Source organism: Salinivibrio sp. KP-1 (assembly GCF_000968645.1).
Classification (GTDB): Bacteria; Pseudomonadota; Gammaproteobacteria; order Enterobacterales; family Vibrionaceae; genus Salinivibrio; species Salinivibrio siamensis.
This window is the reverse complement of sequence record NZ_LAQR01000048.1, coordinates 657,200-684,154: the sequence shown is the minus strand read 5'-3', so window position 1 is coordinate 684,154 and position 26,955 is coordinate 657,200. Positions and strand designations below refer to the sequence as shown.

Annotated in this window: 25 protein-coding genes; 8 read left to right on the top strand and 17 right to left on the bottom strand. The window is 49.4% G+C overall.

The features are described 5' to 3' along the window. Positions 1-178: 178 nt before the first annotated feature. Together WN56_RS16425 and WN56_RS16420 are read right to left on the bottom strand one after the other, a co-directional pair. Positions 179-1,174 (bottom strand): bacteriohemerythrin, encoded by a 996-nt coding sequence (locus tag WN56_RS16425; protein ID WP_046075980.1) that lies wholly within the window; start codon positions 1,172-1,174, stop codon positions 179-181. A 185-nt stretch (positions 1,175-1,359) separates the two neighbouring features. After that, entirely contained in the window at positions 1,360-1,566 is a 207-nt protein-coding gene (locus WN56_RS16420; protein ID WP_025744354.1) for a cold-shock protein, read from the bottom strand. 581 nt (positions 1,567-2,147) lie between these two features. Here WN56_RS16420 and WN56_RS16415 point away from each other — a divergent pair. Both WN56_RS16415 and WN56_RS16410 read left to right on the top strand, forming a co-directional pair. Further along, positions 2,148-3,098, top strand: a complete 951-nt coding sequence (locus WN56_RS16415; RefSeq protein WP_046075979.1) for a slipin family protein — start codon at positions 2,148-2,150, stop codon at positions 3,096-3,098. A gap of 15 nt (positions 3,099-3,113) precedes the next feature. Next, positions 3,114-3,584 (top strand): NfeD family protein, encoded by a 471-nt coding sequence (locus WN56_RS16410; RefSeq protein ID WP_369795717.1) that lies wholly within the window; start codon positions 3,114-3,116, stop codon positions 3,582-3,584. 313 nt (positions 3,585-3,897) lie between these two features. Here the strand turns inward: WN56_RS16410 and WN56_RS17010 are convergent, their stop codons facing one another. Further along, on the bottom strand, positions 3,898-4,071 hold the full coding sequence (locus tag WN56_RS17010; RefSeq protein ID WP_167369758.1) for a hypothetical protein: 174 nt from the start codon (positions 4,069-4,071) through the stop codon (positions 3,898-3,900). A 263-nt stretch (positions 4,072-4,334) separates the two neighbouring features. Here WN56_RS17010 and metC point away from each other — a divergent pair, with 263 nt between their 5' ends. After that, positions 4,335-5,528: a cystathionine beta-lyase gene (gene metC, locus WN56_RS16405; protein WP_046075977.1), complete on the top strand. Its 1,194-nt coding sequence runs from the start codon at positions 4,335-4,337 to the stop codon at positions 5,526-5,528. Positions 5,529-5,596: 68 nt separating this feature from the next. Here metC and WN56_RS16400 read toward each other — a convergent pair whose 3' ends face one another. The 5 genes from WN56_RS16400 to WN56_RS16380 form a co-directional block, all read right to left on the bottom strand. Then, positions 5,597-7,195, bottom strand: a complete 1,599-nt coding sequence (locus WN56_RS16400) for a methyl-accepting chemotaxis protein (RefSeq protein WP_046075976.1) — start codon at positions 7,193-7,195, stop codon at positions 5,597-5,599. Between the two features lie 238 nt (positions 7,196-7,433). Further along, entirely contained in the window at positions 7,434-8,672 is a 1,239-nt protein-coding gene (locus WN56_RS16395; protein WP_046075975.1) for a glycine betaine/L-proline ABC transporter ATP-binding protein, read from the bottom strand. After that, positions 8,665-9,561 (bottom strand): proline/glycine betaine ABC transporter permease, encoded by an 897-nt coding sequence (locus tag WN56_RS16390; RefSeq protein ID WP_046075974.1) that lies wholly within the window; start codon positions 9,559-9,561, stop codon positions 8,665-8,667. The genes WN56_RS16395 and WN56_RS16390 overlap by 8 nt, the downstream gene beginning before the upstream one ends. Before the next feature lie 67 nt (positions 9,562-9,628). After that, positions 9,629-10,624, bottom strand: a complete 996-nt coding sequence (locus WN56_RS16385; RefSeq protein ID WP_046075973.1) for an ABC transporter substrate-binding protein — start codon at positions 10,622-10,624, stop codon at positions 9,629-9,631. Positions 10,625-10,792: 168 nt separating this feature from the next. Continuing rightward, the gene (locus tag WN56_RS16380) at positions 10,793-11,332 is read right to left on the bottom strand and encodes an isochorismatase family protein (protein ID WP_046075972.1); all 540 of its coding nucleotides are present in this window, start codon (positions 11,330-11,332) and stop codon (positions 10,793-10,795) included. A gap of 159 nt (positions 11,333-11,491) precedes the next feature. Between WN56_RS16380 and WN56_RS16375 the strand changes: the two genes are divergently transcribed. Further along, positions 11,492-12,361: a DMT family transporter gene (locus WN56_RS16375; protein ID WP_046075971.1), complete on the top strand. Its 870-nt coding sequence runs from the start codon at positions 11,492-11,494 to the stop codon at positions 12,359-12,361. Positions 12,362-12,384: 23 nt separating this feature from the next. Here the strand turns inward: WN56_RS16375 and WN56_RS16370 are convergent, their stop codons facing one another. Beyond that, on the bottom strand, positions 12,385-13,368 hold the full coding sequence (locus tag WN56_RS16370; RefSeq protein WP_052708152.1) for a lipid A deacylase LpxR family protein: 984 nt from the start codon (positions 13,366-13,368) through the stop codon (positions 12,385-12,387). A 138-nt stretch (positions 13,369-13,506) separates the two neighbouring features. On the opposite strand from WN56_RS16370, the gene WN56_RS16365 reads away from it, so the two are divergent. From WN56_RS16365 to viaA, 3 genes are all read left to right on the top strand, one after another. Then, the gene (locus WN56_RS16365) at positions 13,507-14,337 is read left to right on the top strand and encodes a rhodanese-like domain-containing protein (RefSeq protein WP_046075970.1); all 831 of its coding nucleotides are present in this window, start codon (positions 13,507-13,509) and stop codon (positions 14,335-14,337) included. A gap of 249 nt (positions 14,338-14,586) precedes the next feature. Beyond that, positions 14,587-16,254: an AAA family ATPase gene (locus tag WN56_RS16360; RefSeq protein ID WP_046075969.1), complete on the top strand. Its 1,668-nt coding sequence runs from the start codon at positions 14,587-14,589 to the stop codon at positions 16,252-16,254. Further along, on the top strand, positions 16,241-17,719 hold the full coding sequence (gene viaA, locus WN56_RS16355) for an ATPase RavA stimulator ViaA (protein WP_046075968.1): 1,479 nt from the start codon (positions 16,241-16,243) through the stop codon (positions 17,717-17,719). Before WN56_RS16360 ends, viaA begins: the two co-directional genes overlap by 14 nt. On the opposite strand, the gene WN56_RS16350 is transcribed toward viaA, so the two are convergent. The 4 genes from WN56_RS16350 to WN56_RS16335 all read right to left on the bottom strand — a co-directional run bounded on the left by WN56_RS16350 (position 17,703) and on the right by WN56_RS16335 (position 21,437). Beyond that, positions 17,703-18,605, bottom strand: a complete 903-nt coding sequence (locus WN56_RS16350) for an EamA family transporter (protein ID WP_046075967.1) — start codon at positions 18,603-18,605, stop codon at positions 17,703-17,705. The genes viaA and WN56_RS16350 overlap by 17 nt on opposite strands. A gap of 136 nt (positions 18,606-18,741) precedes the next feature. Beyond that, positions 18,742-19,536, bottom strand: coding sequence for an ABC transporter ATP-binding protein (locus tag WN56_RS16345; RefSeq protein ID WP_046075966.1), 795 nt, complete (start codon positions 19,534-19,536; stop codon positions 18,742-18,744). Next, on the bottom strand, positions 19,533-20,444 hold the full coding sequence (locus WN56_RS16340; protein WP_046075965.1) for an ABC transporter permease: 912 nt from the start codon (positions 20,442-20,444) through the stop codon (positions 19,533-19,535). The genes WN56_RS16345 and WN56_RS16340 overlap by 4 nt, the downstream gene beginning before the upstream one ends. A gap of 24 nt (positions 20,445-20,468) precedes the next feature. Then, on the bottom strand, positions 20,469-21,437 hold the full coding sequence (locus WN56_RS16335; RefSeq protein ID WP_046075964.1) for an ABC transporter substrate binding protein: 969 nt from the start codon (positions 21,435-21,437) through the stop codon (positions 20,469-20,471). Between the two features lie 506 nt (positions 21,438-21,943). Between WN56_RS16335 and nhaD the strand changes: the two genes are divergently transcribed. Further along, a complete protein-coding gene (gene nhaD / locus WN56_RS16330; protein ID WP_046075963.1) occupies positions 21,944-23,374 on the top strand; it encodes a sodium:proton antiporter NhaD in 1,431 nt (476 codons plus the stop codon). Positions 23,375-23,482: 108 nt separating this feature from the next. On the opposite strand, the gene WN56_RS16325 is transcribed toward nhaD, so the two are convergent. Genes WN56_RS16325 through dctP form a run of 4 tightly spaced genes read right to left on the bottom strand, consistent with a single transcriptional unit; the run spans position 23,483 to position 26,902 of the window. Further along, positions 23,483-23,923, bottom strand: a complete 441-nt coding sequence (locus tag WN56_RS16325; RefSeq protein WP_046075962.1) for a universal stress protein — start codon at positions 23,921-23,923, stop codon at positions 23,483-23,485. A 21-nt stretch (positions 23,924-23,944) separates the two neighbouring features. Continuing rightward, complete coding sequence (locus tag WN56_RS16320; RefSeq protein ID WP_046075961.1) at positions 23,945-25,228, bottom strand: TRAP transporter large permease; 1,284 nt, start codon at positions 25,226-25,228, stop codon at positions 23,945-23,947. 16 nt (positions 25,229-25,244) lie between these two features. Further along, positions 25,245-25,820, bottom strand: coding sequence for a TRAP transporter small permease (locus WN56_RS16315; protein WP_046075960.1), 576 nt, complete (start codon positions 25,818-25,820; stop codon positions 25,245-25,247). A gap of 56 nt (positions 25,821-25,876) precedes the next feature. Continuing rightward, positions 25,877-26,902: a TRAP transporter substrate-binding protein DctP gene (dctP, locus tag WN56_RS16310; RefSeq protein ID WP_197075773.1), complete on the bottom strand. Its 1,026-nt coding sequence runs from the start codon at positions 26,900-26,902 to the stop codon at positions 25,877-25,879. Positions 26,903-26,955: the final 53 nt, after the last annotated feature.

Here is a 26,955-nt window from a genome sequence, read left to right as displayed (position 1 = left end):
TATGAAATATATGAATTTATTTATTGTTAAATTTTTTGTGAAAGTAAGTGTTTTGAGGAGTAACATTTACTGGCCTAAAGGTGTGGGCAGGTTCCCACATCGAGGGGATGGGCTGAAGGTATGCCTGACGGCCCTAGAAAGGCCGTCTTGGAAGACAATGTAGGTACACTCTCACGTATTAAGGACCTTGCAGTAAAAAATCGCGATACTGAGTATCTTCACGAACGACATGGTGAATCCACCAATAACGCAAAAACTTAAAGAATTCAGAGCGGTATAGCTCTGGGTCGGCTTGGCACTGTAGCAGCACATATTGCGCTTGCCGGGCGAGGCGTTGATGAATCGCAGCATGCTCTTTGTATTTGGGGTAGGCGCGTGCTTCGAGAATATCTTCCTCTAGCTGAAAGTGAGTGTCGATATAGTCACGAAAGCGTTGCGCGAGGGCCTCAAAATCCGTCTTAGTCTCGTCCTCATGGTGATAGGCAATGGCCTCATACGTATCGTTGATGATAGAGAGCAGTTGCTTGTTACTCTCATCCAATGATGGATCCCCCACTGTATACTTTTCTTGCCATCGAATGAATTTTCGATCTTTCGACTCTCCCTTGGGTGAGGGCATGGATGGCTCTTTTGACGTCAGGCCAGGTTGCGCTTCGCCTTGTGGCTCGTTGATGCCTTCTATTTTCTGCTGCTCTTCTTCGGTAAAGACGATGGCCCCGTTATGCTCAAAATCCGTTGATTTGGCGGGGTCTGACTGATACATCTCAAAGTAAAATTTGGGGGGCTTTTTAGCTTTGGTCTGTTTAGAGAGCTGCTTGACACGGTTTTCTAGATCTTGTTTTTTCACCGGTTTAACCATAAAAGCATCGACGTCATAGCGAATGCACTCGCTGATCACTGCCTGAGATGCGTTAGCGGTTAAAATGATAATGGGCGTGTCATGACGCAAATGATAGCGGCCGCTTCGCATGAGGCGTAACATTTCCAACCCGTCAATGGGATCCATTTGTAAGTCGGTAATGATCAGATTGGGCTCTTCATGGTACGCCTTTGATATCGCTTCGGCACCATCTGCGGCCGTGATCACCGACTTAATACCAAGTGCTTGGGCCATCAATCCAATGGTGTCACGAATCATTTCATGATCGTCAACAATTAAACACGGAGATAGCATACGTCCTCCTGACAATGTCTATGTTTTCAGCCTAGTGGATGGTGGCAAGAGCGTCTATAGCGAGTGTGAAAGGAATGCGACCTTGATGAGGTTTCGTTTAAAAAATGATGGGGTAGACTAAAGCACAAATGATAGCGACAAAAAAGGCGCCCAACTGGGCGCCTTTCTCTTAAATTTGGTTTGGCTTACAGACGAACGACGTTCGCAGCCTGTGGGCCTTTCTGACCTTGCTCGATATCGAACTCAACCTGTTGGCCTTCTGCTAGTGTGCGGAAGCCTTCACCAACGATAGCACGGAAGTGAACGAATACGTCTGGACCGTTCTCTTGCTGGATAAAACCGAAACCTTTCTCTTCGTTAAACCACTTAACGGAACCATTAGCTTTGGACATGGTGTCTCCTGAATATATTAACTAGGTGTTGCAGTGACGCGAGTGCCGTTAATCGACTCTATGGGCAAATGTAGCGAATATCTTCAGGACAACTAACTTTCCAGCCTAGCGGTAGGGTGTTTCGATGTATCTATATTCAATTGCTGCATAAATTTCCGATTATCAAAGCTGCCAAGCAGCTTCAACAGGACCACGCGTTATTTGCGCGTCAGTTTACTATTGGTTGCAACATGGTGTGTCTACGACCAATAGTTCGTCAACCAACACGGTTGAACACTATCGAGAATACACCCAAAAGAGTGTGAGGTAAATCTATTTTGCGGATGAAAGAGGCAACTTTGTGTGAGCTTGTTGTGAAAATGAGAGCATGGCCTGATAACTGTGTTGTATCGACGCAAAGAGCCTCATAGAAAAGCGATCTAGATTGCGAGGAGTGTCAAATTAACCGTTGGATGATGTCTTTTTATGCTGACAATAACGTATCATAAAATGCGATGAGTAACGCCGTAAACACTTGTGTGCGCGCGTTTGTGTTTGTTTATGCGAGTCATGATTGTGACCCGCAGTGATAGGGCTTCTCCATGGATACGATTTTTTTAGAAACGTCGAGTTTTATTGGCGTCTGGGTAGTGCTGGCGGTCTTAGTGATCGTGGTACTACGCGGTGCGATTAAGTTTGTGCCACAAAACACGGCTTATGTTGTAGAGCGATTTGGTAAGTATTACAAGACGATGGAAGCGGGTCTCAATTTCATCGTGCCATTTATCGATCGTATTGGTTATACCAGAACATTAAAAGAACAAGCATATGATGTACCCAGTCAATCCGCGATCACGCGAGATAACATTTCGCTCGTTGTCGACGGTGTCTTGTACATCAAGGTATTGGATCCGTATAAAGCGTGCTATGGCGTCGATGATTATGTGTACTCCGTGACTCAGCTTGCGCAAACTACCATGCGTAGTGAAGTGGGTAAAATGGAGCTGGATAAAACGTTTGAAGAGCGCGAAAGCTTAAACACCGCGATTGTCTCTGCCATCAATGAGGCCGCTCAGCCATGGGGCGTTCAGGTGCTGCGTTACGAAATCAAGGATATCGATCCACCTCGCTCTGTTCTCGATGCCATGGAACGTCAAATGAAGGCTGAACGAGAGAAGCGTGCGGTTATTCTTGAGTCAGAAGGGGCGCGCCAATCGGATATCAACGTTGCTGAAGGTCAAAAGCAGGCCCGAGTCTTAGCGGCGGAAGCAGAGAAATCTGAGCAAATCTTGCAAGCGGAAGGTGAGGCGCAAGCCATTATCGCGGTTGCCGAGGCGCAAGCCGAAGCACTTGAAATCGTAGGGACACGAGCAATAACAGAGGAAGGCCAAAAAGCCATCCAGTTGGAGCTGGCAGAAAAAGCGATCAAGGCGAAACAGGCGATTGCCAAAGAGTCCTCAGTCGTACTGTTACCTGATTCTGGAACGGGTGCAGCGAATGTGGTTGCAGAAGCGATGACAATTATTGATACACTCAATAAGAGCAAAGCGTAAAACAGGATGTTTAGTGTGAGTATCTACCTCGCAGAATTAACCGTGATTGTGGGCTTGTTACTGTTAGCCGTCGAAGTGTGGCTGCTTGGCTTATCGACCATTGTTTTATTAGCAACCGGTGTTGCTGCCATTTTAGTGGGACTGTTGGCGATGGTCGGTGTTGTACCAGAAACCGTTACGGCGTTATTTAGCAGTACTGGGATCGGTGCAGGCTTGTTAACTGCCATGCTGTGGCGCCCACTTAAACAGCTACAACGCGGCGGACGACGTCCGGATAATCGTCATAGTGATTTTATCGGGTTGATATTGACGCTCAGTGAGCCGTTGAGCCGAGAGCAGCCTTCGACGATTAAATACTCAGGTGTCACTTGGCAACTGCGACTCAGCTCGGCCGCCGGTGATTGTACATTGCTGGCTGGCGAACAGGTCAAGGTCGTGGGTGTTGATGTTGGACGATTTACGGTCGAGCCCATATTGCCGGAGTAAGAGACACTTTCTGTATCTCGTCATGACAAATAGACGTTGATGGCATGAAAAATAAAAAGCTCGGTCGCAATGCCGAGCTTTTTTATTGCGTATCAGCCTGTGATTTAGGCTTTTTTTAGTTGCTTTTTGAGCTTCTTCAGCTTGGTTTCCTGTTTTGCAACTTTCGCTTTTGCTTTCTTAATCGATTTTTTCAAATCTTTTTTTGACGCTTTTGCCATGGTTTCTCTCCTTAATGATGATTTGCCGAAGCGTTTGCCACTGCAATACAGCTTCAATGCTGTGGACGGGGCCGGCATGTCCACCCCAAGTGTGATCACGATGATTTATTCGTTTCGTGGTCTTTTAAAAACTGTTTAATAAATCGGCGTATTTCCCGTGCTGCGGACGTATCCAGTTCGTCACAGGCCTCTAAGAATGCATCCCGTTGCTCACTATTGATTCTTATCAGTAACTGGCTATCTTTCTTTGTTTTTTCTTTTTTCGCCATGCTAATGCGCCTATCTTTTAGATATACAATGTATATACGTTTTTATGGTAGTGCTAGGAGAGAATGGTGAAATTGTGATCTACTTAGTACTGTAAACAATAGTCATCACGGGTATCAATAGGCTGAACGAGTTAGTGCTGAGCGCTATGACATATAGCCAAATCGATGTCATAAAATTTTATTTGGCCATCTAAATGTCTTTACTGCCTTTATGTAAATCCGTAGGCTATTAGTCAGTCAACCTAGGATGAGTGAAGTGAACGATGGAAAAGAAACACAGTCGTACGCAGCTAATACATGCCGGACGCCGTAAAGCCTATACCCTTGGTGGGGTCAACCCAGTCGTACAGCGCGCCTCTTCAATTGTTTTTGATACATTAGCCGAGAAAAAGCACGCGATTGCCAACCGTCACCAGCAAACCTTGTTCTATGGCAGACGCGGAACCACTACCCATTTTGCGCTTCAAGATGCCATGACCGAGCTTGAGCAAGGAACGGGGTGTGCACTCTTTCCCTGTGGTGCGGCAGCCATTGCAAACAGTATTCTCGCGTTTGTAAAAACAGGTGACCACATTTTGGTCTCAGGATCGGCGTATGAGCCAACTCAAGATTTTTGTCAGAAAATTCTCGCCGATATGCAGGTGTCGACCGAGTATTTTGATCCTCTCGAGGGTGCGGAGATTGGTCAACGTATTACGTCAAATACACGCGTTGTGTTTCTAGAGTCACCAGGTTCTTACACCATGGAAGTGCACGATACGCCGGCAATCGTTCAAGCGGTAAGAGAAAGAGCGCCAGATGCGATTATCATGATGGATAACACGTGGGCAGCAGGTCGCTTGTATCAACCGTTAACGCAAGGCGTGGATATTTCGATCCAATCTGGGACCAAGTATATTATTGGTCATTCGGATAATATGCTAGGTACCGCTGTTGCCAATGCGCGCTGCTGGCCGACCTTGCGCGAGCGCGCCTATTTAATGGGACAAACGGTCGATCCTGATACCGCTTACCAAGCCGCTCGCGGATTGAGAACCTTGGATGTACGCCTTGCCCAGCATCAGGATAATGCGTTACAGGTAGCCAATTGGCTGAACGAGCAAACCGAAGTAGCCAGTGTGCTCCATCCTGCATTTGCAGATTGTCCTGGGCACCGCTATTTCGCGCGAGATTTTACAGGCAGCAATGGGCTCTTTTCGTTTGTGTTTGATCAGCGTTTGTCTGATGCGCAATTGGACGCTTTCTGTGATCATTTGCAGCATTTCAGTATGGCTTACTCATGGGGCGGCTTTGAGTCGTTGTTGTTGGCCAATCAGCCAGAGCAACTCAATCGCATCCGGCCTGTGGGTAAGGTGGATTTTTCCGGCACACTCGTCAGGCTACATATCGGATTAGAGGACGTTGACGATCTGATTGCCGATCTGGCGGCCGGTTTCGCACGCATTAATAATGTCTAAGCCACATAGCTCCTGTGAAAAAGGGGCGTCCTCGATACGCCGAGAAGCGCCCTTATCACATCAAGCTATTAGGTTTGAAATTGGTCAGTTAATTGCGTCAACGCGCTGGATTGGTGGCTTAACTGACCACTGACATTACTCGTGGTATCGATTGCCTCGGTGAGTGATTGGCTACCTTGTTTGAGCGCGCGACGCTGCTGGGTGAGGTGAGCAATTTCTTTATGCTGAGAGCCCAGGGCTGCTTCAACTTCCGCGCTGAGTTGTTCAAGCCCTTGGAAAGTGGTATGCATCTCGCCTAAATAGCCCTGCAGTCGGACACTGGCTTGCTGATTGTCGGCACTGGCTGACTGTGTTTCCGTTAGTAGATTATTGGCGGTATCAACTTGGCCGAGTAAGTCATTGATCCAGTTTCGAATATCGCCAGTTGATTGTGCTGTGCGTTGAGACAAACTTCTCACTTCATCAGCGACGACGGCAAAGCCTCGCCCATGCTCACCAGCGCGTGCCGCTTCAATCGCAGCATTGAGGGCCAGCAAATTGGTTTGCTCTGCAATGCCCTCAATCACATCCATGACGCCGGCAATTTGGTTACTGGTTTGTTTCAAGGTTGCCATGGTACTCGACACGTTTTCCACCACCTTGACGCTATGGGCAATTGAGGCTTCTGTCGCACTCATTTGCGTTTGAATTTCATCATTGTCCTGAGAGACTTTGCCGATGTACTCACGGGTATCATGAATGGCGTTGGCGATTTCTGTGGTTGCGCTTTCCATAACGGTCAGGGATTGCGCGACATCGTTAACGTTTTGCCGTGTTTGCTCGTTAATCGTCGCCACTTGCGTGCTTTGTTGGTCTAAGGTATCTGACTGTTGATCAAGCGCTGATGTCCGCGATTGTATATCGGTGACAAAGTGACTGAACTTATCGAGCAGGTTATTAGATGCCCGAGCGACGGCACTGACTTCATCCTGATACTTATCGAATAAACGCACGGAGAGATCGGAGCGCTTATCGATATCCGTCAGGGATGTGGCAATATGATCCAGGCGCACCACCACGGTTTTTCGTAGCCAAGTCATCAGTACTAAGGCCAGCAATAGTGTGATCCCACAACCGACATAGACGATGTTCGATTGCTGGTGCAAAAAGGTAATAAGCGCGCCGGCAGAGTTTTTCGCGTTATCTTGACGCTCGGTCAGCTTTTCGTTGATGGCCGCTAACATGGGGTCAACGGCAGGGTAGAGGTCAAAGTCCACGAGACGCCCAGCATCGTAAAAGCTTTTACTGTCGACCGTTTTAGCAAGCTTGGTGAGGTATTGGTCGAACTTCTTTTTACCTTCTTGCTGTTCGGCACGCCAGTCCGACAAAGACGGATACTGTGACAACGCTTGCCAGCTCTGTTGATAGCGTTGTTGAAGCTTTTCAAACTCAGGGGTGATCTCGTTCCAGAATAAGACTTGTGCTTTGATTTTTTGCGACAGATTGACGAGGTCGCGGTGATCACGCTCAAGAGCTAAAAGCGCCCATACTTCGGGAAGTTGATGATTTACATATTCGGCTGAGGCATCCGCGGAGCGAGCCGATATCCAAAGTGCGAGACTACCGAGTCCGATGGTCGAGGCGATAAAGAGGGTGAAGGCGATCAATAACCGCTGTCTTACGCTCATGGTACTTCCTGTCAACTGCCTAATCTAAATATGCGCCGCAGCTTAAGGAGCCACTGTTTCAGTAGAATGACAGATGTCTCAGTAATGTGATTTGCGAGTGAAATCATTGTTCATTTTTATGAACATGACGCGGATAGCGTCAGTGACGAGGCTGAAAAATGGTGGAGAAAAGCGCGACAACAAAAAAGCGCCCCGCCTGAGCGGGACGCGTTCACAGTCAGCGAGAGTGCGTTATTGGCTAACTGGCTTTTTTCGTTGAGTCTTTGTCGTCAGGTGCGCTTGCGTGTTTGTGGCCACTTTCACTGAGAATACTGGCCACTGTTTGCCGTGAGAGGTGCCCAATTAGCTCGCCTTGATTATCAAAGACGGGTAGCGGCCATTTTGACTCCAACGTATCTGGGATGACGGTTTCCAATAACGAGTCTTGCTCAATGGCAGGCACGTCTTCGAGAAGACTTGCCTCGATATCACCGCTTGGATCTTTGTCACTGAGGTTTTTTTGACTCAGGGTGCCTTGATAGCCTTCTTCTGTGATGTAATAGCCATAGTTGGCCTTTTGCTGACGCATCTGCTGAATCGCATCGCCAATCGTGTTGGCACTGATACGACAGATTTGTGGCTGCATCACGGTTTCGACCGTTAATGCGCGAGCACGGTTAACGTCTTTCACGAAAGCCTCGACATAGTCATCGGCCGGTTGGAGCAATATATCGACAGGCTCTCCGACTTGTACGAGCTTACCATCACGTAAAATGGCAATACGGTCACCTAGCCTCAATGCCTCGTCCAGATCGTGAGTGATAAAAATGATGGTTTTGTGTAATTTTTCCTGTAATTCAATCAGCTGGTCTTGCATCTCGCTGCGAATGAGGGGGTCAAGGGCAGAAAATGCTTCGTCCATTAGCAAAATTTCTGCATCCGTGCAGAGGGCGCGTGCAAGGCCGACACGTTGTTGTTGCCCACCAGATAGTTGCGCCGGATATTGTTCGGCGTAGCCGTCAAGACCCACAGTCGACAACCATTGTTCCGCTTTTTGATCGCGTTGCGCTTTTCCCTCTCCTTGGATTCGCAAACCAAATCCAACATTTTCTCTCACTGTACGGTGCGGGAGTAGGCCAAAACGTTGAAACACCATGGACATCTTATGGCGTCGAAACGCCTGCAACTCTTTTTGCGAGTGCTTCATGATATCGGTGCCTTCGACGCGGATTTCACCCTCGGTGGGATCAATCAAGCGATTGAAATGACGAATTAAGGTCGATTTTCCAGAGCCCGACAGGCCCATGATCACAAAGACCTCACCGCGGCGAATGGATAGATTAATATCACTGAGTCCAATGGTATGCCCTGTTTCTTGTAATAAGGCATCTTTACTTTTTCCTGCTTTGACCGCAGGCATTACCTTTTGCGGGTGGTCGCCAAACACTTTATATAGGCCTTGGATCTCAATTAAGGTGTCCTGGACTGGCTTAGTCATGATCGCCTCCTTTGAGATGCTGCTGGGAACGTTTGGCGTAGCTTTGAGACACACGATCGAAAATAATCGCAATCACCACAATGGCGAGACCATTGAGAAGGCCCAAGGTAAAGTATTGGTTAGTAATCGATTTAAGTACAGGCTGTCCAAGGCCCGAAACACCAATCATCGAGGCAATGACCACCATCGCCAGTGCCATCATAATGGTTTGGTTAATGCCTGCCATAATGGTTGGCATTGCTAGGGGGAGCTGGATCTGGAATAAACGCTGAAAACCATTGGCGCCGTAGGCTGTGGCTGCCTCTAACACATCTTTGTCAACTAACCGGATCCCCAGGTTTGTCAAACGAATCACCGGAGGAATCGCATAGATAACCACCGCGATCACCCCGGGGATCTTGCCAATACCCAGCAACATCACCACTGGGATGAGATACACGAAGGCGGGCATGGTTTGCATAATATCCAGTAACGGCGTGACCACGGCTTGGGTACGATTGGACTTGGACATAGCAATGCCTATCGGCACACCCACGCCAATAGCGACCAGTGTACACACCAAAATGATACTCATGGTGCTCATGGTATCTTCCCACATGCCCAAATAGGCAATCAGGGTGAAAGAAACAACCACAGCCGTGGGGAGCTTCCAAGAGCGACTGGCGAGGTATGCAATACCGGCAAGTACGGCAATCACCAGCCACCAAGGTGTGGCGAGGAGTAAGTCTTCGAACCAAACGAGAAAGTGGAGGAGGGGGTCAAAGAAGGCTTCAATACCTTCACCATATTCGCGGGAGAAGTCGCGATACGCGCCGTCGAGTGTTTGTCGAATAGCGAGCAGATCACGCCTGCTCATTTCTGGCACTTCCGTTAGCCATGAATCAGCCATTGTTATTGTTCCTATACTGCTTAAGGAGAGCCAGCGCAGCGGCAGCTCTGCGCTGGCTGTTTCAACGTTACAGGGCGTCTTTTACTTTTTCAGCGACGTCACTGGGTACCCACTGGGTCCAAATGTCTTCATGATTGATGAGGAAATTGGTCATCGCGTATTCCCCATCGGCCTGGTTGTCTTCCATCCAGGCAAGTAGGCCATTCATTTGATCGTTGGTGAAGCCACGCTCTTTCAAGTAAGTCAGCGCTTCGGGGGCGCGAGTGGCAAAGCGTTCTGTTACCACGGTATCAACGTCAGCCGCCGGATACATGGTTGCTTGCGGGTTCATACAATCGTTCGAGGTAATACAATCCTTGTAGTGCTGTATGTCTGTTCCTGTCTCAAAGTCCACTTTTACCATGTCATATTTGCCCAACACAGCAGTGGGTGCCCAATAATAGCCAAACCACGCTTCTTCTCGTTCGTAGGCTTTGGCGATTGAACCTGCAAGGCCTGCACCAGAGCCCGGATCGACAATTTCGAAGCCGCTGTCAGCCAACTCTAAAGCTTCAAACTGGTTTTCTGAGGTAATTTGGCAGTTCCAGCCCGCGGGGCAGCCATAAAAAGCAGATTTGGAGGCATCTTCTGGATGGGGAAACAAATCAGCATTCGCTTTGATCCCTGAAATGGTCTTCAACTCAGGATGTTTTTCGACCATATAGCGTGGAACCCAAAACCCTTCTTCGCCGCCTTCAACAAATGCACTACCGGCGTAGCGAACTCGGCCCTCGTCGATACCGCGCTGCAGGCCTTCACGCATCGAGTTACTCCAAAACTCGGGGGCAATGTCGGGTTCACCTTTTTCAATCATCGAGGTGCCCGTTGGCATGGTATCACCAGGGACAAGCTCGGCATCGCAGCCGTAGCCATGCTCTAAAATAAACTGATCGATGTTGGCAATCAGGCTAGCAGAATTCCAATTCATATCGGCGATAGTGACTTTGCCACAGTGGTGGTCATCTGCGCTGGCCGGTAATGCCGATAGCGAGAGAATAGCGGCTGAGAGTAGTCGTTTGTACATATGCTTCCTTTCCTTTTCAAACATGCGTCCCAAATAATATTAGACCACTAATTAAATTGTTAGGAGGCAAAATGAGGTATAAGTCTCACTTTGCCGTTTTGCAAATCCGAAATTTGCGCATTATGACCACCACTACGTGATATCAATCATTAGAGATCTACTGAGTGCTTACTTGATGAGTGACAAAAACGCTTTAAAGTCCGGCCCCCCTGCGTGTTGTTGCCACTCAAACAACAAGGCTTCGACCACGGTGATCCAAGCACCATGCTGCTGCATCATTGCGATGCCACTTTGATGGTGTGCAGGGTGACAGGATGACATCCCGTCCGTGACAAGATGCACATGGTAGTGATGGCGAAGCAGATCACAGGCGGTTTGATACACACAAATATGTGTTTCAATGCCGCAAATAATTACCTGTTTACGGTTCAGTGAACGCAATGTCTGCGCTACACGAGGCTCGGCAAAGGCACTAAAGGTGTGTTTGGCAATGGGCGTGTTGTTTGGCATGAGGTCGGCGAGCGCCGACGTTGTTGCACCAAGCTTTTCAGGCAGTTGTTCTACCCAAACGACAGGCACATCGAAGTGTTCGCAACCGCGCACTAATTGGGCCACTTTTTGGTGTAATTCCTCGCTACCCACCACTTTTTGCGCCAGTTTACCTTGTATATCAATCAACAAAACGACGGCATTTTCGGTATTAATCATTCTAGTATCCCCCTGTTTTACCAATAAATAAGCATAGCAGCTCCACTTCATTGCGCTGGCGAAGTTCGCCCTCAACTATTTATCTTTTAATAAAGATACTTGATGTTGATCAATGTGTCGGCTAATCTATCTTCACATGAAGATAAATGGAGACAGGTTATGCATTATTTCATCGCGATTCTCGCCCCCATTTTTTGGGGAAGTACTTATTCGGCGGTTGCATTGTACTTGGGGGATCTTTCCCCTTACTGGATGGCGGTCTGGCGGGCGCTGCCTGCAGGGATCTTAATGCTGTTGATCAGTCGCCGTGGTTTACCCTTGAGTTTGCCGAGAATGCTCGCAGTGAGCTTTTTCAATATTGCTGCTTTCTTTTTACTGCTATTTATCGCGGCATATCGACTACCGGGCGCGGTGGCGGGGACGTTAGGAGCCACCTTACCGCTCGTTCTGATGCTGTTGCAGTGGTTAACCGAAGGAAAACGGCCAGAGCCTAAGCTGCTTAGCTTGGCACTACTCGGGCTATTGGGAGTGGGATTGTTGCTGAATCCATCCACAGACATCGATTGGGTGGGAGCGGGCGCAATGCTATTAGCAACCTTCTTTGTCGCGCAGTCAACATTGTGGATGAAGCGATGGGAAGCGAAAGATATTTTTGGTCTGACCGCATGGCAGTTAGTTCTTGGTGGCGTGATGCTCGTGCCGTTTGCATGGGGCTTGGCTGGGCCGCCGCAAGCGCCAACACTTGACGCTTTACCAGGTCTAGCGTGGATAATCGTACTGAATACCGCCGTTGGCTATTGGGCTTACATTCGCTCAATTACCGTGCTGGGCCCCAATCGTCAGTCGATCATCATGTTCCTCAATCCGCTTACGGCCGTAACCCTGGGGGTACTTTGGATTGATGAGACGCTACAACCGCTGCAATGGTTGGGTATTGCGATGATTCTCGCGTCTTTGTTGTGGATGAAATTCTCCGATAAATTGGCGTTACCGCGTAGTGCGAAAACGGCGGCGGCTCCGTCAAGATAATGAAAAAGGGAATGACACTATCGCTAATAGCGATAGTGCACGGTCCAAGACACGTAACTGTAGGTGTTATCGATAGCTTGTTCATAATCTTTGGTATGCAGTACGACACTGATATCCGTGCCCCAGCGAGGTTGATAAAACGCTACCCCAGCTGCGGCACTGGCTTGCCAATGCGTCATATCGATGTCTGCATTTTCTGGCGGCTTATCGCCATTGATGGTGATGTCATTGGCACGGTAGCGACCTTGGATAGCCGTATACAAGAAGGCACCTTGTTCACTGGCCTCAAATAAGCGGCTATCGAGGTGCCGGCCGGGCTCATAACTGATTCCTCCATACGTGTTGGCGAGATCCAGCCCCACTCGGTAGCTAAGGCCTGCTGACAGCTCACTACGGAAGTTGCCAATATCCGCACGTCCAGTCACTCCCCATTCTTGATGCTCGCTACGGTGTAAAAGCTGGTGCCGCTCATAGGCAAGCTGTGCCACTGGGGTATTTTCCACTTGATAGTCCCAGCCTTTAGGATCGGGAGAGTCAATGACATCATGAACATAAGACTGCCCTTCTTCCGTTTGTGACGCGGGACCAACCATACCAAGCATCAGTGACCACTTATCGACCCGTTCTGGCGTCTGCTGGTAGATACCGGGCTCGATAAATATCAACCCTGCATAAGGGCGTTCCTCGGGTTGAGGCGTGGTATAGGTAATATCATTGGGCGTCCACATCATTTGCCCAATATCCACACTCCAGCCTTGCCTTGCCGACTCGTTGAGCGGAAGTTGCTCGGCAAACCAACGAATAGGCGTGACAGACGCACGAGTGAGATCATCTGACCAATCCGCATGCCAATGCGCATAAACACCACTGGTGTATTGGTTGTCGACCCCTAATGGGCTGTCGTTTTCAATCGTTAATCCAAAGCCAGCCGCCAAGGCCGTGCTAGGCGCGAGTAGCAAAGTGGGAAACAGTAAAATAGTGCCACTGATCACGCGAGACGGTGTCATTCACATCCTCATTTAGTTGCATCTTCAATGCGAGGCTCTCAGTATGAGTAAAAACGCAGGCTGACACCAGATGAGAAAGGTCAATATCTTGTGAAAGAGTGGTAAGCCGTCAATCAACGATGAAAAGGAACCGTCAAAATGTCAGTGTTTGTAACCGCCGAATGGCTGGCTCAGCGCCTCGATACCGTGATCCCTGTCGACGCCAGTTGGTTTATGCCTGATGTGTCGAGGGATAGCGTTCAAGAGTGGCAACAACGTCGGATTCCGGGGGCCGTTTTTTTTGACTTCGACAGTCGTATCAAAGACCCCACGTCTAGCTTGCCCCATATGTTGCCTGATGAAGAGCGCTTCGCCCAGCATATGGGCGCATTAGGCATTGCGTCGCAAGATACCCTGGTGGTGTATGACACCCAAGGATTGTTTTCAGCGGCGCGTGCTTGGTGGATGTGTAAAGTGATGGGTCATCAAAATGTGTTTATCCTGGATGGTGGGTTACCTGCATGGATGGCTTCAGAAGGGCTGATTGATAATACCCCGCCGCAGCCACGTGTCGAAGCGACCTATCAGACGCAGTTTAAACCGTACCGCTATATGGATGGTGCCACCTTGGCAGACAAACTCGCCGTGATGAATGTGATTGATGTTCGTCCTGAAACACGCTTTTATGGCGACGCCCCTGAACCGAGAGAGGGGATTCGTAGTGGTCATATGCCTGGCGCCACGAATCTTCCCTTTGCCACGTTGACCGACCCACGAGGCTTTGTGATCAGTGAGCGTGAAGCGCGATCGACCGTGTTACCCCACTTAAGTGATACGCGGGTTAACGTAGTAAGTTGTGGCTCGGGGGTTACCGCGTGCATTTTGGCCGCTGTGGCTGAGCACTACTTCGCCTACCCTGTGGCGGTTTACGATGGGTCATGGACTGAGTGGGGTGGCCACTCACACTGGCCCGTAGTGAAAGCAGGTTAATTATCAAGCAATGACAAGAGGGGGTGTCGCAAGATTGACTTGAGAGTGATCTATGTCACTATCTGACAAGTGCGCTAATGATATATCGACATATTAATTAATATTAGTTTACATAATAGTGTGTTTTTTGTGCAGTTGGTCAGCTGGTTAATGGCAAATAGCGCTTGGCTTGCCATGATTAATCAACAAGCGCTTCGTGGTTATCAAGCACAAAAATACCCTGTATAGCGATGAAAATCGGAGTATCACTTGTCTCAAAATCTTGCCACCGTCAGTCAACGTGCTTTGCTACCTGAGCGTATAGCCAGCCTCATCAATGCGCTTTCCAGTGGGGTGTACGAGCGCGAACATACCATCAAGATGTGTCTACTGGCCGCGCTTGCCGGTGAAAGTATCTTCTTACTTGGCCCGCCCGGGATTGCGAAAAGTTATATCGCTAAACGATTGATCGAGGCGTTTGATAACAGCCAGTTTTTTGAGTATTTGATGACCCGGTTTTCTACGCCGGAAGAAGTATTTGGCCCGCTCTCGATTCAGGCGCTGAAAGATGAGGGCAAATATGTACGCTTGACCGATGGCTATTTGCCTAACGCCGACGTTGTCTTCTTGGACGAAATATGGAAAGCAGGGCCGGCTATCCTCAATACCTTGCTGACCGTGGTCAATGAGCGCACCTTTAAAAATGGCGAGCATGTTTATCCTGTTCCTATGCGTTTATTGGTGACAGCGTCCAACGAATTACCCGAGCCGGACAGTGGGCTCGATGCCTTGTACGATCGCATGTTGCTACGAGTGTTCGTCAATCGAATCCAAGAGAAGAAAAACTTCAAACTGATGCTTACCGAGCCCAGCCAGGATGAGGCAACGGTGGCCGATAAGTTGAAAATTAGCCATCAAGAATATCAGCATTGGCAGACCATTATTCCCACACTGGATCTGCCCGATGCGATATTCGAAAAACTCTACACCCTAAAACAACGGGTAGAAAATGCCGGCAGTGAGCAATCACAATTCGACCCAAGTGAGCTTTACGTGTCGGATCGCCGGTGGAAAAAGGCAGTGCGTTTGCTAAAAGCGGCCGCTTTTTTCAATGGTCGTGACGAAGTCGCGCCACTGGACTTATTGTTACTGGAAGACTGCCTATGGCATAGCCCAGAATCGCGCGATGTGGTGCAAACGGTAATGCAGGCATTTGCCAAAGAAGTCCTGTTCGATCAACAAGAAGTACTCGCCTTGATCGATGACGTCAAAGTGGCATTAGAAGAGATTGAGCAAGATACGGCTGAGGCGCTGACCTATCGACAAGATACGGCCACCGCTGGACTCACGCGCAAAGCAATGATTGACGTGAGTCAGTCGCCTCGCTTCACGGTCAACCAAAGTCGAGATTTGGTTCGTTTTGTCCTACTTCGGGCCAACCCATCGGTTTCAGAGCAAGAAAAAGGTGACAGTCGCTGGGTGTATCTCGATGCGGCCGACATTGAGAAAAAGTTGAAAACAGGCAGCACAGACTTGTATGGCTATGTGAATAAAAACAATCATCTGTGCCGGCTCACGTTAGAGTGGGATGCGCAGCACGCCTTGGTCATTAAAGATATCGCTAATCGACCTGTACCTATGGCTTTGGTGGGGGTTAACGATCCGAGCGAATCGCAGCTAGCAGATTGGAAGCAACAAACCGATCATGCGCTTGAACAATTGCAGCATGCGCAGTTTTTAATTCGTCGCGCGCGCAGTCAACTCAATGCTGGATTACCGCATTTATTTGCGCAACCGGATCTGCTGGAAATCGCATCAGCGAGTTTGGTGGATGTGGAACATGAGGTAAAAACGCAGATTGATAACCTAGAGCGTCAAGTTAATCGTTTAGCGCGCTTAGGTGAGTTCTTCTCAGGAGCGAGCCATGCTGAGTGCTGAGAGCTTGAACATGGGGTTGATGCTCGCGGAGTCTGGGTTACTGGATGCGGCGATGACAGAGTTGATGTCTCACCCCCAGTTGCTGGTGTTGACGGAACGAAGCCCAGCGATTAAGCGAGCCGTAAAAAAACAGCTTCAGCGCTGGCGAGGGCAAACGAAACGCAAGCTGGTGCAGCAAGGGTTGTCAGCTTCCTTGAAGCAAGAAATTCAATACTACGAGCAGGCCACCGAAAAAACCGCGCGCGCGTTTGAAAAAGAGATTGATACTTTACTGAGCCAATTAAAATCGGTTTCTTCGTTCTATCCGCAGGCGGAAAAGCTCGCCGCCCATCAAGCTCAGCACGCCGATCCCATGTTTCAGTCGTACTTTTGCAATAAATGGCACGCGCATTTAAAAGCCGAAATACAAAAAAATCAGTCCGACAGTGTTGAGGCGCAAAAACAAAAGCTCTTGGAAGATTTGTACCGCCGGATTTCAACCTATCAGCAAATGGATGGCGTTGACCAGTCGGGCGATATCAGCAAAGTGGGGCGGCTGTGGGATATGGCGGCGAGCTCTCTTTCTCAGCAAGACGTCACCTTGCTTAAACGGTTTATTGCTTTTCTAGAGAAAAATCCAGAGCTTCAGGCAATCGCGGAACAACTCGGGCGCATGGCCAATCAGGTGAATCTTTCTGGGCCAAGCCAACAGCCCACTGAGACACTGAAAACCAAACCAGAGCGTCAGGTGGATGTGCCGGACGATATCACGGGGATTTGCCAAAGTGATCGGGTTGATCGCTTGTTGCCCAATGAAGCCGTGTTGCTCGCGGATCCGGCGCTTGAAGTAGTGTTTTACAAGCAACTGGTAGACAAACAGCTCCTCAATTATCAGTTTTCTGGTAAGGCCTACCGTCGTAAAAAAGTGGAGACGCACGCGCCTAGTCAATCTATGCCTGAAAAAAAGAAAGGGCCGTTTATCATTGCGGTGGATGCCTCTGGTTCCATGAGCGGTTTTCCAGAGCAGTGTGCTAAAGCCCTCGCGTATGTATTGATGCGGATTGCCGCCACTGAGCACCGAGACTGTTACGTGATGCTCTTTTCCACGGACCATATTAGCTACGAGTTAACCGGTGAGCGCGGTTTGCAAGAGGCGATGAGCTTTCTCTCTTACCGTTTTCATGGCGGCACAGATATGACGCCAGTCATTGATAAAGCGCTCAACCTGATGGAAAGCGATCGCTATCAAAACGCCGATCTGGTGGTCGTGTCAGACTTTATCGCGCCTAAGCAATCGGATGCGATGATAAACAAAGTTGAGGCACTGAAAGCCAACCACAATCGCTTTCATGCCGTAAGCCTGTCCAAATATGGCAACCCCAGCCTAATGGCCATGTTTGATCACTGTTGGCGGTATCAGCCGTCACTCGGTGGCAGGCTGCTGAATCAGTGGTGGCCGGGCAAATCATTTACAGCGCAGAAGTAGGTCTGGCACGCGCTTTTAGTCCCAACCAGCGGCCAATGCGCCGACCCAACACAGACAGGCTCAAGCCAGAGACAATCAAGGCCGCGCCAACCCACTCAATCATCGATAAGGTTTCTCCCAACCCGATTGACGCTGCCGCCATACCGACAATTGGGATCAATAGCGCAAACGGGGTGACCGAGGCTGAGGTGTGCTGGTTGAGCAACCATCCCCAGATAGCGAATGCAACCAACGTCGACAAGTAACCCACGTAGGCAATAGAGACCCAACCTGATAACGGTGTGGCTTGCAACAAGGCAATAGGCTGGTGGGTCTCAAACCAATACGAGAGGGCAAACAGTGGTAGCGGTGGGATTAAGCTCACCCAAACCATAAAATGCATCAGGTTAACGCCTGGCATTTGTTTCATCACCATGTTGGCGACTGCCCAGAAAAAGCCAGCGGCAACAATCATCGCCACGCCCGTGAGTGTCGCGCTTCCCGTAGAGGCAACAAAAAATAGCCCAAACCCGGAAAAAGCCACGATAAGTCCGATGCGTTGCGGCACGGTAACATGCTCTTTAAGCACCAGAGCGCTTAGCCCGATAGTAAAAATGACCTGTGACTGCAAAAGTAGGGAAGCGATGCCGGCTGATGCATCGTTTTGCATGGCAATAAACAGCAAACTAAATTTAATGACGCCTAGGCTCAGTCCCACGGCGAATAGTTGCCACAGTTTTACCTTAGGACGCGGAATAAAAAATACCGCCGGCAAGGCGACGATAAAAAACCGTAACCCTGAGAACAAAATGGGTGGCAAGGTTTCCAGCCCAACTTTAATGACGGAAAAGTTGACGCCCCAGATCAGTACGACCAATAAAGCGAGCAGAACGCTTTGGATGTTCATAGTCAGTCCCTTACTAAGATACCGCTACCCTAGCATGGAATACTGGCTATCACGAAAAATCTGGCAACAAGAATAGAAAATTGGGCGCTTATTCGAAAATAAGCGCCGTCTGTTTTCCTTGATGTGAAAGGCTGAGTTAGCCGAGCAGCAAACTGTCGTCGGCAAGGGTTTCGCCACGGACTTTATTGAACATTTCCAGCAGATGCGGGACATCCATATTCTTGCGTTCATCACCGTGCACATCGAGAACAATATTGCCTTGGTGTAACATCACGGTGCGATCGCCACAGGCCAAGGCATCTTTCATTGAGTGAGTGACCATCATCGCTGTGAGGTTAAACTCATTGACGATGGTTTTGGTCAAATCAATCACGAATGCGGCCATACGTGGATCCAGCGCTGCGGTGTGTTCATCAAGCAGTAAGAGCTTACTGTCTGACAGTGTTGCCATGACCAAACTTACCGCCTGGCGTTGGCCCCCTGAAAGCAGGCCGATGCTGTCACCGAGCCTATCTTCTAACCCTAACCCCAAAATCGCAATGCGCTCTTGGAATAATTGACGCCGTTTACTGCCAAGCGCACGCGTCCAGCCCCGGCCTTTTCCACGCCGATAGGCTAGGGCTAAGTTTTCCTCAATGGTTAACGAGGCACACGTACCCGCGAGTGGATCTTGAAACACCCGAGCGGCGAGGGTGGCTCGTTGGTGAACGGCTTTTTTCGTCACATCGATGTCGTCAATCATGACCTGACCACCAATCATCGGGGTTTCACCTGTCACTGCACCCAACAAGGTCGACTTCCCCGCGCCATTGGAGCCAATGATGGTGACGAACTCTTTTTCAGGAATCGTGAGATTAACGCCTCGTAACGCGCGGTTCTCCAGCACGGTCCCAGGATTAAAGGTGACTTGAATGTTGTTAAGCGAGATCATCCTGACACCTCCGCCTGTTTCGCACGTTTTGACTTTTGATATTGCTGGCGCATTTTAGGCGCAATGAGCGCAACGGCAACCAGTACCGCGGTCACCAAGTTGAGATCAGAGGCTTGCAAGCCAAACATGCCACTCGACAGCGCGAATGCGACGGCGAGACGATAGAGGATAGAGCCTAAAATAACCGCGATAACGGCTACCCAGACTTTACGCCCAGGGATGAGCGTTTGTCCCAATATCACCGCGGCGAGCCCCACCACAATGGTGCCGACGCCAGAGGTTACATCCGCAAAGCTATTGGTTTGCGCAAATAGTGCCCCCGCAAAGCCGACAAAGGCGTTGGATAGCGCAAGACCAAAGTAGGTATACATCGCGGTACTCCCACCTTGGGCTTTCACCATCCGTGCGTTGACCCCGGTGGCACGTAGCCCAAGACCGAAGTCACTGGCCAATAAGCGGATGACGAGGAGGCCACTAATAATCACTAATACGCCCACCACTAAGGGGCGAAGATAGGCTGGGGCAATCCCGAGTGATTCGAACGGGGTGAGGATGGTTTCTTCCCCGAGCAAAGCGATATTGGGGCGCCCCATAATACGGATGTTGATAGAGAAAGCGGCAATCATGGTCAAAATACTCGAGAGTAAATTGAGGATGCCGCATTTTACGGTCAAAAAAGCGGTGACGAGCCCAGTGATCCCCCCGGCCAAAATAGCCACTGCCGTCGCTAGCCATGGGTTATAGCCAGCGACGATCATGGTTGCTGCGACGGCAGCACCCATTGGGAAGCTGCCGTCAACGGTCAGATCAGGAAAATCCAAAACACGGAATGTCAGATAGACCCCGAGAGCGACCAAGCCATAGATCAGCCCAACCTCTAAGGTGCCGAAGAACGCAATTGCAGTCATTTACTACTCCAAGACTGATACAAACTAGTCTACGATGCGTGAGGCGCGATCTAAGATAGACGCAGGCACCTCGAGGCCGAGTTTCTTAGCCGCTGCGCGATTGACAGCAAGATCTGACCCTTCCGCCACTTTAGCTGGCAATGATGAAATCGGTTTGCCTTCCAGCACCGCGGCAACATAATCTGCGGTTTGTACGCCAACCGAGTAGTAATCAAAGCCTAATGCCACCACGGCACCATTAGGGGTATAAGAGGTGGAGCCGCCGATGACGGGTTTGCCGGCTGAATTGGCCGCTGCCACTAAGCCGTCAATGGCACTGGCGACTGTATTGTCTGTTGGGGCATAAATCACATCAGACTGTGTCGCAACGACTTGTGCGGCAGACTGGACGTCGGCACTTTTTAGTGCTGTCCCTTCGACCACTTTAATCCCATGCTGTTGCGCCGCTTCTTTGAGAAGTTCGACTAAGGTCACTGCGTTTGCTTCGCCCGGGTTGTACACCACGCCAATAGAGGAAAGGTTGGGTAAAAGTTCTTTGGCCAGTGCGACGTGTTGGGCCACAGGGGAAAGATCAGACAGGCCTGTCACATTGCCGCTCGGGGCATCCATGTTTTTGACCAGCTTAGCGCCGACAGGGTCGGTCACGGCGGTGAAAATCACTGGCACATCACGGGTAGCGGCCGCGAGTGCTTGTGCCGAGGGCGTCGCAATCCCGACAAGTACATCCGGCTGTTCGCCGACATACTGGCGAGCGATTTGTACCGCAATAGCAGGGTTACCTTGTGCAGTTTGATATTTAAAATCGAGATTCTCGCCCTGGGTATAACCCTTGGCAATTAGCCCATCCAATAGACCATTGCGGGCGGCGTCAAGTGCCGGGTGCTCCACAATCTGAGAGACGGCGACACGCGCCGTTTCAGCCAGGGCGGAGGTGGTCGTTCCCACTGACAGCGCAGCCGCGCAGACGATGGCCGCGAGTTTAGGTGCTTTCATAGTGACTCCCTTCTTCGAACTATGCATCCCAGCAAGATAGCAATGATGCGTTTGCGATGTTGTGTAAGTGTTATTTTTTGGTTTTTTCAATGAGGATGACTAAAATCATTCACTTTTTATTTAAATCTAGTCGATTTTTGCTGACTATGACAGCGATTACCAACTAGTAAGTTGATATTATTAATCTTGACAGTAACCCATGTCACCTCTTTTTTACGGTTGAAACGTGCTTAGTAATAGACGTTAACGCCATATTTGTTAATATTATGTTCGCTTTTGTTCTGCGGTGACCTATCCGTGCAAAATAAACAATTGATACATTGCACGATTGCCACAGAGCACGCTTTTTAAACTGTCTTTTAATGGTGAGAAATGTGTCACCACGCCGAGGCGACGCGATTTGTCTCTATGGCGGGTGGTCGGTCAATAAACAGTCGGAAACAGGCTGATTAACACGACTTAATTGTCATATCAGAAGTAAGGAAACAAAATTTGGAGGCTCAAGGATGAAGCGTTTGGTTGCGGCGTTGGCAATGGTATCGCCAACGGCTTTTGCCGCTACGACAGGAGAAGGGCTGGATTTAACTCAGTCTTGGGTGGGCTATGCGTCTTTGGCAATCTTTGCGGTTGCCTACAGCTTAGTGATGCTAGAAGAAAAGCTTCACTTGCGAAAATCGAAGCCTGTTTTGCTGGCGGCTGGCTTGATTTGGCTGCTCATTGGTTTTGCTTACTCTCAATGGGGCAATATGGCACCGGCGCATGCCGCGCTGGAGCACAATCTGTTGGAGTACGCCGAGCTATTGCTGTTCTTGTTGGTGGCCATGACCTATATCTCGGCGATGGAAGAACGGCGTTTATTCGATGGCTTGAAAGCGTGGATTTTGAGTAAAGGCTACGATTTGAGAAGCCTGTTTTGGATTACTGGGATCCTATCTTTCTTTATCTCGCCAGTGGCGGATAACCTTACCACTGCACTGTTGATGTGTACCATTGTGCTAAAAATTGGCGGTGATAACCCTCGGTTTATTAATCTGGCTTGTATCAACATTGTTGTGGCGGCAAACGCCGGCGGTGCATTTAGTCCCTTTGGCGACATCACCACCTTGATGGTGTGGCAGGCGGGTAAAGTGACCTTTGCCGAATTTGGGGCCTTGTTTATTCCGTCTGTGGTCAATTACGTGATCCCCGCCTTTATCATGTCGCTATTTATCCCACGTACACAACCGGATGTGATGCAAGAGCATGTCGAGCTCAAACGCGGCGCTCGCCGCATCATGGTCTTGTTCTTGCTCACTATCGCCACGGCTGTTGCTTTCCATGGCTTTATCCATTTCCCGCCGGTGATGGGGATGATGATGGGATTAGCTTACCTGCAGTTCTTTGGTTTTTATCTGCGCCGCACACTGCCGCGCTCGTTAGCGCGTAAACGTGCTATCGCTGAGGCGAAGAATGACGAAGCGGCATTACGTCGACTGGGGTCAGTGGTGCCTTTTGATGTCTTCCGCCGCATTTCCCATGCCGAGTGGGACACCTTGCTTTTCTTCTATGGGGTCGTGATGTGTGTTGGCGGCCTTAGCTTGATTGGTTACTTATCGCTCGTCTCGAATGTGATGTATCTCGAGTGGAATCCTATTTGGGCGAATACACTGGTTGGGATTTTATCTGCGGTGGTGGATAACATTCCGGTCATGTTTGCCGTATTAACCATGAGCCCTGATATGTCGCACGGTAACTGGCTATTGGTGACGTTAACGGCGGGTGTTGGTGGTAGCTTGTTGTCGTTAGGCTCAGCGGCCGGGGTGGCCTTGATGGGACAAGCCCACGGCAAATACACCTTTTTTGGCCACCTAAAATGGGCACCGGTGATCATGCTCGGTTACCTTGCCTCTATCGGTGTCCACCTGGTACTGAATAGTCATTATTTCCACCTACAATAAAAGCGCTGCAAACAGTGATAAAAAAGGCCAGCATCTTTCGATACTGGCCTTTTTCTTGTTGTGATGACCGAGTGTGCGTTACAACGCGGAAAACGCCATCACGGGTGATTAAACCACCATAGTGGGACAATGTGCCCGCCCTGCCACACGATGGGAGACACTGCCGAGAAACATACCGTCTTTGTCTGAGTGGGTGCCATGCGCGCCCATCACAATCAAATCCACCTCTTTGCTTTTCGCAAACTTGATGATGGTTTTGGAAGGGCGCCCGCCTTTGACAAATCCGCGCACACTCTCGCCACCGTTTTCGACTGCATGTTGTTTGGCTTGCTCAACAATATTGCGGGCGTATTCGCTCAGGGTCTGGTCTGGGATCTGCAACCGATCGGGGCGAACCATCGATAGTGATGCCTCAAACAAACTGTGATGTTTAAACACACACAATAAGTAGAGCTCAGCATGGGTGAGTTGTTGCAACTCAATCGCTTTATCTAACGCATTTAATGCAGAATATGAGCCATCGACGGCAACCAGTATTCGTTTAAACATCCAATCACTCCTGTTGTTTAGTTACCCAAACGCAATATCACGCAGGAATAACGCAATCTGAGGGAACATCACCAGTAACGCCGCTGACAGAAGCAGCATTGCAATAAATGGCCCCGTTCCACGGATAACTTCCCAATAGGGTTTTTTGAAAATCGCAATAGCGGTGAAAATATCACAGCCAAACGGAGGCGTTGCTGAGCCGATCGCCACTTGCAAGGTGATCACAATCCCGACGTGTACAGGATCAAGACTAGTGGCTTCTATCGCAGGTGCAAATATAGGCGTGAGCACCAAGATAACCACAATCGGGTCAACGAACATACAGGCGACAAAAAAGGCAATTGAAATGGAGGCCAATACGCCCATCGGGCCCATTTCACTTATCCCCACTGCCTCGAGAATGGTTTGCGGAATTTGCGCAAAAGAGATGATCCAAGAGAAACCATTTCCTACACCGACAAGAATAAAGACCACAGCGGTAATTAAGCCGGTTGAACGCGCGATCGTGAACACATCTTTGCTGCTTAGTGAACGAAAGACACCAAATTCCAAGATCATCGCATAAAGCACACACACCGCTGCCGCTTCTGTGGGACTAAAGACGCCGCCATAAATCCCACCCACGATAATCAGTGGGAACATCAGTGGCCATAACGCTTTTCGTGTAGCGGTAATCCGTTCACTCCAGCTCGCTTTAGGCTCTGTCGGCACTTTGTGGACAGTGGCGTAATACAAGCAGTAGAGCGAGAAAAAGGTCAGAATCATTAACCCAGGACCAATCCCGGCAATAAATAGCTCGGCAATGGAGGTTTCTGAGATCACCCCGTAAATGATCATCCCGATGCTGGGTGGGATCAAAAAGGCGATATCACTGGAGTTGATGATCAACGCGAGCGAAAAAGAGTCGCTGTAGCCTGCGCGAAGCAGCTTTGGACGCAATGCCGAGCCAACCGCAACGACGGTTGCCTGCGTTGAGCCAGACACGGCACCAAACAGAGTACAAGAGGTGGCGGTACTGATCGCCAACCCGCCGCGGATATGACCAATAAAGGTCATGACCATATCAATCAAGCGGTTAGCAGATTGCCCCCGCGTCATAATATCGGCGGCGAGAATAAACATAGGAACAGCAATCAGTGAGGCAGGACGGATCCCTCCCAGCACTTGCTGAATAAAAGTATCCATTTGACCAACGCCGCCAAACATCATGTAAAAACCGGTTAGCGCGGCAGCAATCAAAGGGACCATCATTGGAAAGCCAAGCACGAGCAAGACAATCATGATGAGCATTAACGTCATGGCCATAGTGGTAGGTGCCTATTTAAACTTCACTTTCTGTCTCAGCGTAACCATCGAGGACGCCAGCGGAGAGGTAAACATCGGGCGAGGTGAGATTTTTATAGACAGTCAACCAGTACTGAATGCCGGTGACGATAAAGCCGAGTGGTACCCAGATATAAATCCACCAAATCTCGAAGCCAAGTGCTGGCAAGATACGACCGCGGTCATAAACGGAGACAATATATTGATAAGAAAAATACGCCAACACCAGCATGATAAGGCCTGTGATCAGCGCAATGCTTGTCATTAAAATTTTTCTACCTTTGAAAGGCAGGGTGTCATACAGGGCAGACATACGGATGTGGCGACCATGACGCGCCGCGTAGCCAATCCCTGCAAAGGTGATTAAAACAATTAAAATGCGATTGATTTCGCCAGAAAAAAACAAGCCCTGCCCAAAGCCAAAGCGAGCAATGACATTGACACAGGTATTAAGGGCCATTAGGAGCACACCTGCGGCCAACATAAAGGACTCGATTTTACAAATCAGGGTATCCAGTTTGCCAAGGAGGCCGGGAAGCTCGGAGTGGTACGTGAGAGAGTCGGAATCGGTCATTACGTATTCCTCGAGTAAACAGGCACCGCATGACACGGTGCCTGAGTGATTAGCGACTAGTTAGTAACAGCGTCCAAGTCTTTCTTAAACTGGTTAAGAAGTGCTTTACCGCTTTCACCGGTCATTTCGTAGAAGGTTTCCTCTACCTGTGGCGCACGTGCTTTAAACTTCTCAATTTGCTCATCAGTCAAGCGTGTCACAGTGACTTCATCACTCGATGATTTGATTTTCTCGAGCGATTTTTCAGCCAAGCCGCGAATGTGTTCAACCGTTTCGTTAAACGCATAGTCAGCGGCATCGCGGATCATCGCTTGCTCGTCGGATGACAAGCCGTCAAAGAAGTCTTTATTTGCCATTGAGGCGGTGGTAAACCAGCCGTGGTGCGTAAAGATCAGGTTAGGTGACACTTCGTACAAACCGCCTGACTCAATCCAGAAAATCGGGTTTTCTTGACCTTGAATCATATTGGTTTGAAGTGCGCCGTATACTTCACCCCATGGCAATGGCGTTGGCGTCGCACCAAAGGCTTCATACGTTGATGAAAGCAGTGGGTTAGTCATGACGCGAATTTTCTTACCTTGAAGATCGGCAGGCTCAGTCACAGGCTCGTCCGCCGTCATCACCATTTCGCCTTCAGGATACATTTTGAGCAGCTCAAGGCCTTGCTCTTCATACAGCTCGGGGAAGTCTTCATTCACCGCTTTACTCTGACGGAAGAACTCAATCACGGTTTCCATATCCGTCGGCATCAGGTAAGGGATAAAAAAGATTTGTGCTTCTGGGATCAACGAACCGGTAAAGCCAGGTGATTGGTTTACAAACTGAAGGATACCTGCCTGCGTTTGTTCCATGATGTCGTCGGATTCACCGAGTTCACCGAAACGATAAATTTGCAGTGTGTGCTCAGAGTTCTCCTCAATATATTCTTTGAACTTATGTGCATAGACGTCTTGCACGTCACCTTCGTACTCCTCGTGGGCATAACGCCAAGTGTCGGCATTGGCCATGGCTGAGAAGCCTAACGCGGCGGCAACGCATGAAATTGCAGTCAATTGCTTAAGGTGGCTGTAAATGGACATCATGTCCCTCCGATATGTGGATTAGCTTTCACTCGTGGTTAACGAGAGTGTGATTG

What these genes read in the sequence shown, in the direction of transcription:
- WN56_RS16415 (WP_046075979.1), top strand. Translation starts at nt 2,148, where the DNA reads ATGGATACGATTTTTTTAGAAACGTCGAGTTTTATTGGCGTCTGGGTA.
- WN56_RS17010 (WP_167369758.1), bottom strand. Translation starts at nt 4,071, where the DNA reads ATGGCGAAAAAAGAAAAAACAAAGAAAGATAGCCAGTTACTGATAAGA.
- WN56_RS16425 (WP_046075980.1), bottom strand. Translation starts at nt 1,174, where the DNA reads ATGCTATCTCCGTGTTTAATTGTTGACGATCATGAAATGATTCGTGAC.
- WN56_RS16375 (WP_046075971.1), top strand. Translation starts at nt 11,492, where the DNA reads ATGCATTATTTCATCGCGATTCTCGCCCCCATTTTTTGGGGAAGTACT.
- WN56_RS16340 (WP_046075965.1), bottom strand. Translation starts at nt 20,444, where the DNA reads ATGACTGCAATTGCGTTCTTCGGCACCTTAGAGGTTGGGCTGATCTAT.
- WN56_RS16325 (WP_046075962.1), bottom strand. Translation starts at nt 23,923, where the DNA reads ATGTTTAAACGAATACTGGTTGCCGTCGATGGCTCATATTCTGCATTA.
- WN56_RS16350 (WP_046075967.1), bottom strand. Translation starts at nt 18,605, where the DNA reads ATGAACATCCAAAGCGTTCTGCTCGCTTTATTGGTCGTACTGATCTGG.
- WN56_RS16365 (WP_046075970.1), top strand. Translation starts at nt 13,507, where the DNA reads ATGTCAGTGTTTGTAACCGCCGAATGGCTGGCTCAGCGCCTCGATACC.
- WN56_RS16380 (WP_046075972.1), bottom strand. Translation starts at nt 11,332, where the DNA reads ATGATTAATACCGAAAATGCCGTCGTTTTGTTGATTGATATACAAGGT.
- metC (WP_046075977.1), top strand. Translation starts at nt 4,335, where the DNA reads ATGGAAAAGAAACACAGTCGTACGCAGCTAATACATGCCGGACGCCGT.
- viaA (WP_046075968.1), top strand. Translation starts at nt 16,241, where the DNA reads ATGCTGAGTGCTGAGAGCTTGAACATGGGGTTGATGCTCGCGGAGTCT.
- WN56_RS16370 (WP_052708152.1), bottom strand. Translation starts at nt 13,368, where the DNA reads ATGACACCGTCTCGCGTGATCAGTGGCACTATTTTACTGTTTCCCACT.
- WN56_RS16390 (WP_046075974.1), bottom strand. Translation starts at nt 9,561, where the DNA reads ATGGCTGATTCATGGCTAACGGAAGTGCCAGAAATGAGCAGGCGTGAT.
- WN56_RS16335 (WP_046075964.1), bottom strand. Translation starts at nt 21,437, where the DNA reads ATGAAAGCACCTAAACTCGCGGCCATCGTCTGCGCGGCTGCGCTGTCA.
- WN56_RS16315 (WP_046075960.1), bottom strand. Translation starts at nt 25,820, where the DNA reads ATGACCGATTCCGACTCTCTCACGTACCACTCCGAGCTTCCCGGCCTC.
- WN56_RS16320 (WP_046075961.1), bottom strand. Translation starts at nt 25,228, where the DNA reads ATGGCCATGACGTTAATGCTCATCATGATTGTCTTGCTCGTGCTTGGC.
- dctP (WP_197075773.1), bottom strand. Translation starts at nt 26,902, where the DNA reads ATGATGTCCATTTACAGCCACCTTAAGCAATTGACTGCAATTTCATGC.
- WN56_RS16420 (WP_025744354.1), bottom strand. Translation starts at nt 1,566, where the DNA reads ATGTCCAAAGCTAATGGTTCCGTTAAGTGGTTTAACGAAGAGAAAGGT.
- nhaD (WP_046075963.1), top strand. Translation starts at nt 21,944, where the DNA reads ATGAAGCGTTTGGTTGCGGCGTTGGCAATGGTATCGCCAACGGCTTTT.
- WN56_RS16345 (WP_046075966.1), bottom strand. Translation starts at nt 19,536, where the DNA reads ATGATCTCGCTTAACAACATTCAAGTCACCTTTAATCCTGGGACCGTG.
- WN56_RS16395 (WP_046075975.1), bottom strand. Translation starts at nt 8,672, where the DNA reads ATGACTAAGCCAGTCCAGGACACCTTAATTGAGATCCAAGGCCTATAT.
- WN56_RS16400 (WP_046075976.1), bottom strand. Translation starts at nt 7,195, where the DNA reads ATGAGCGTAAGACAGCGGTTATTGATCGCCTTCACCCTCTTTATCGCC.
- WN56_RS16385 (WP_046075973.1), bottom strand. Translation starts at nt 10,624, where the DNA reads ATGTACAAACGACTACTCTCAGCCGCTATTCTCTCGCTATCGGCATTA.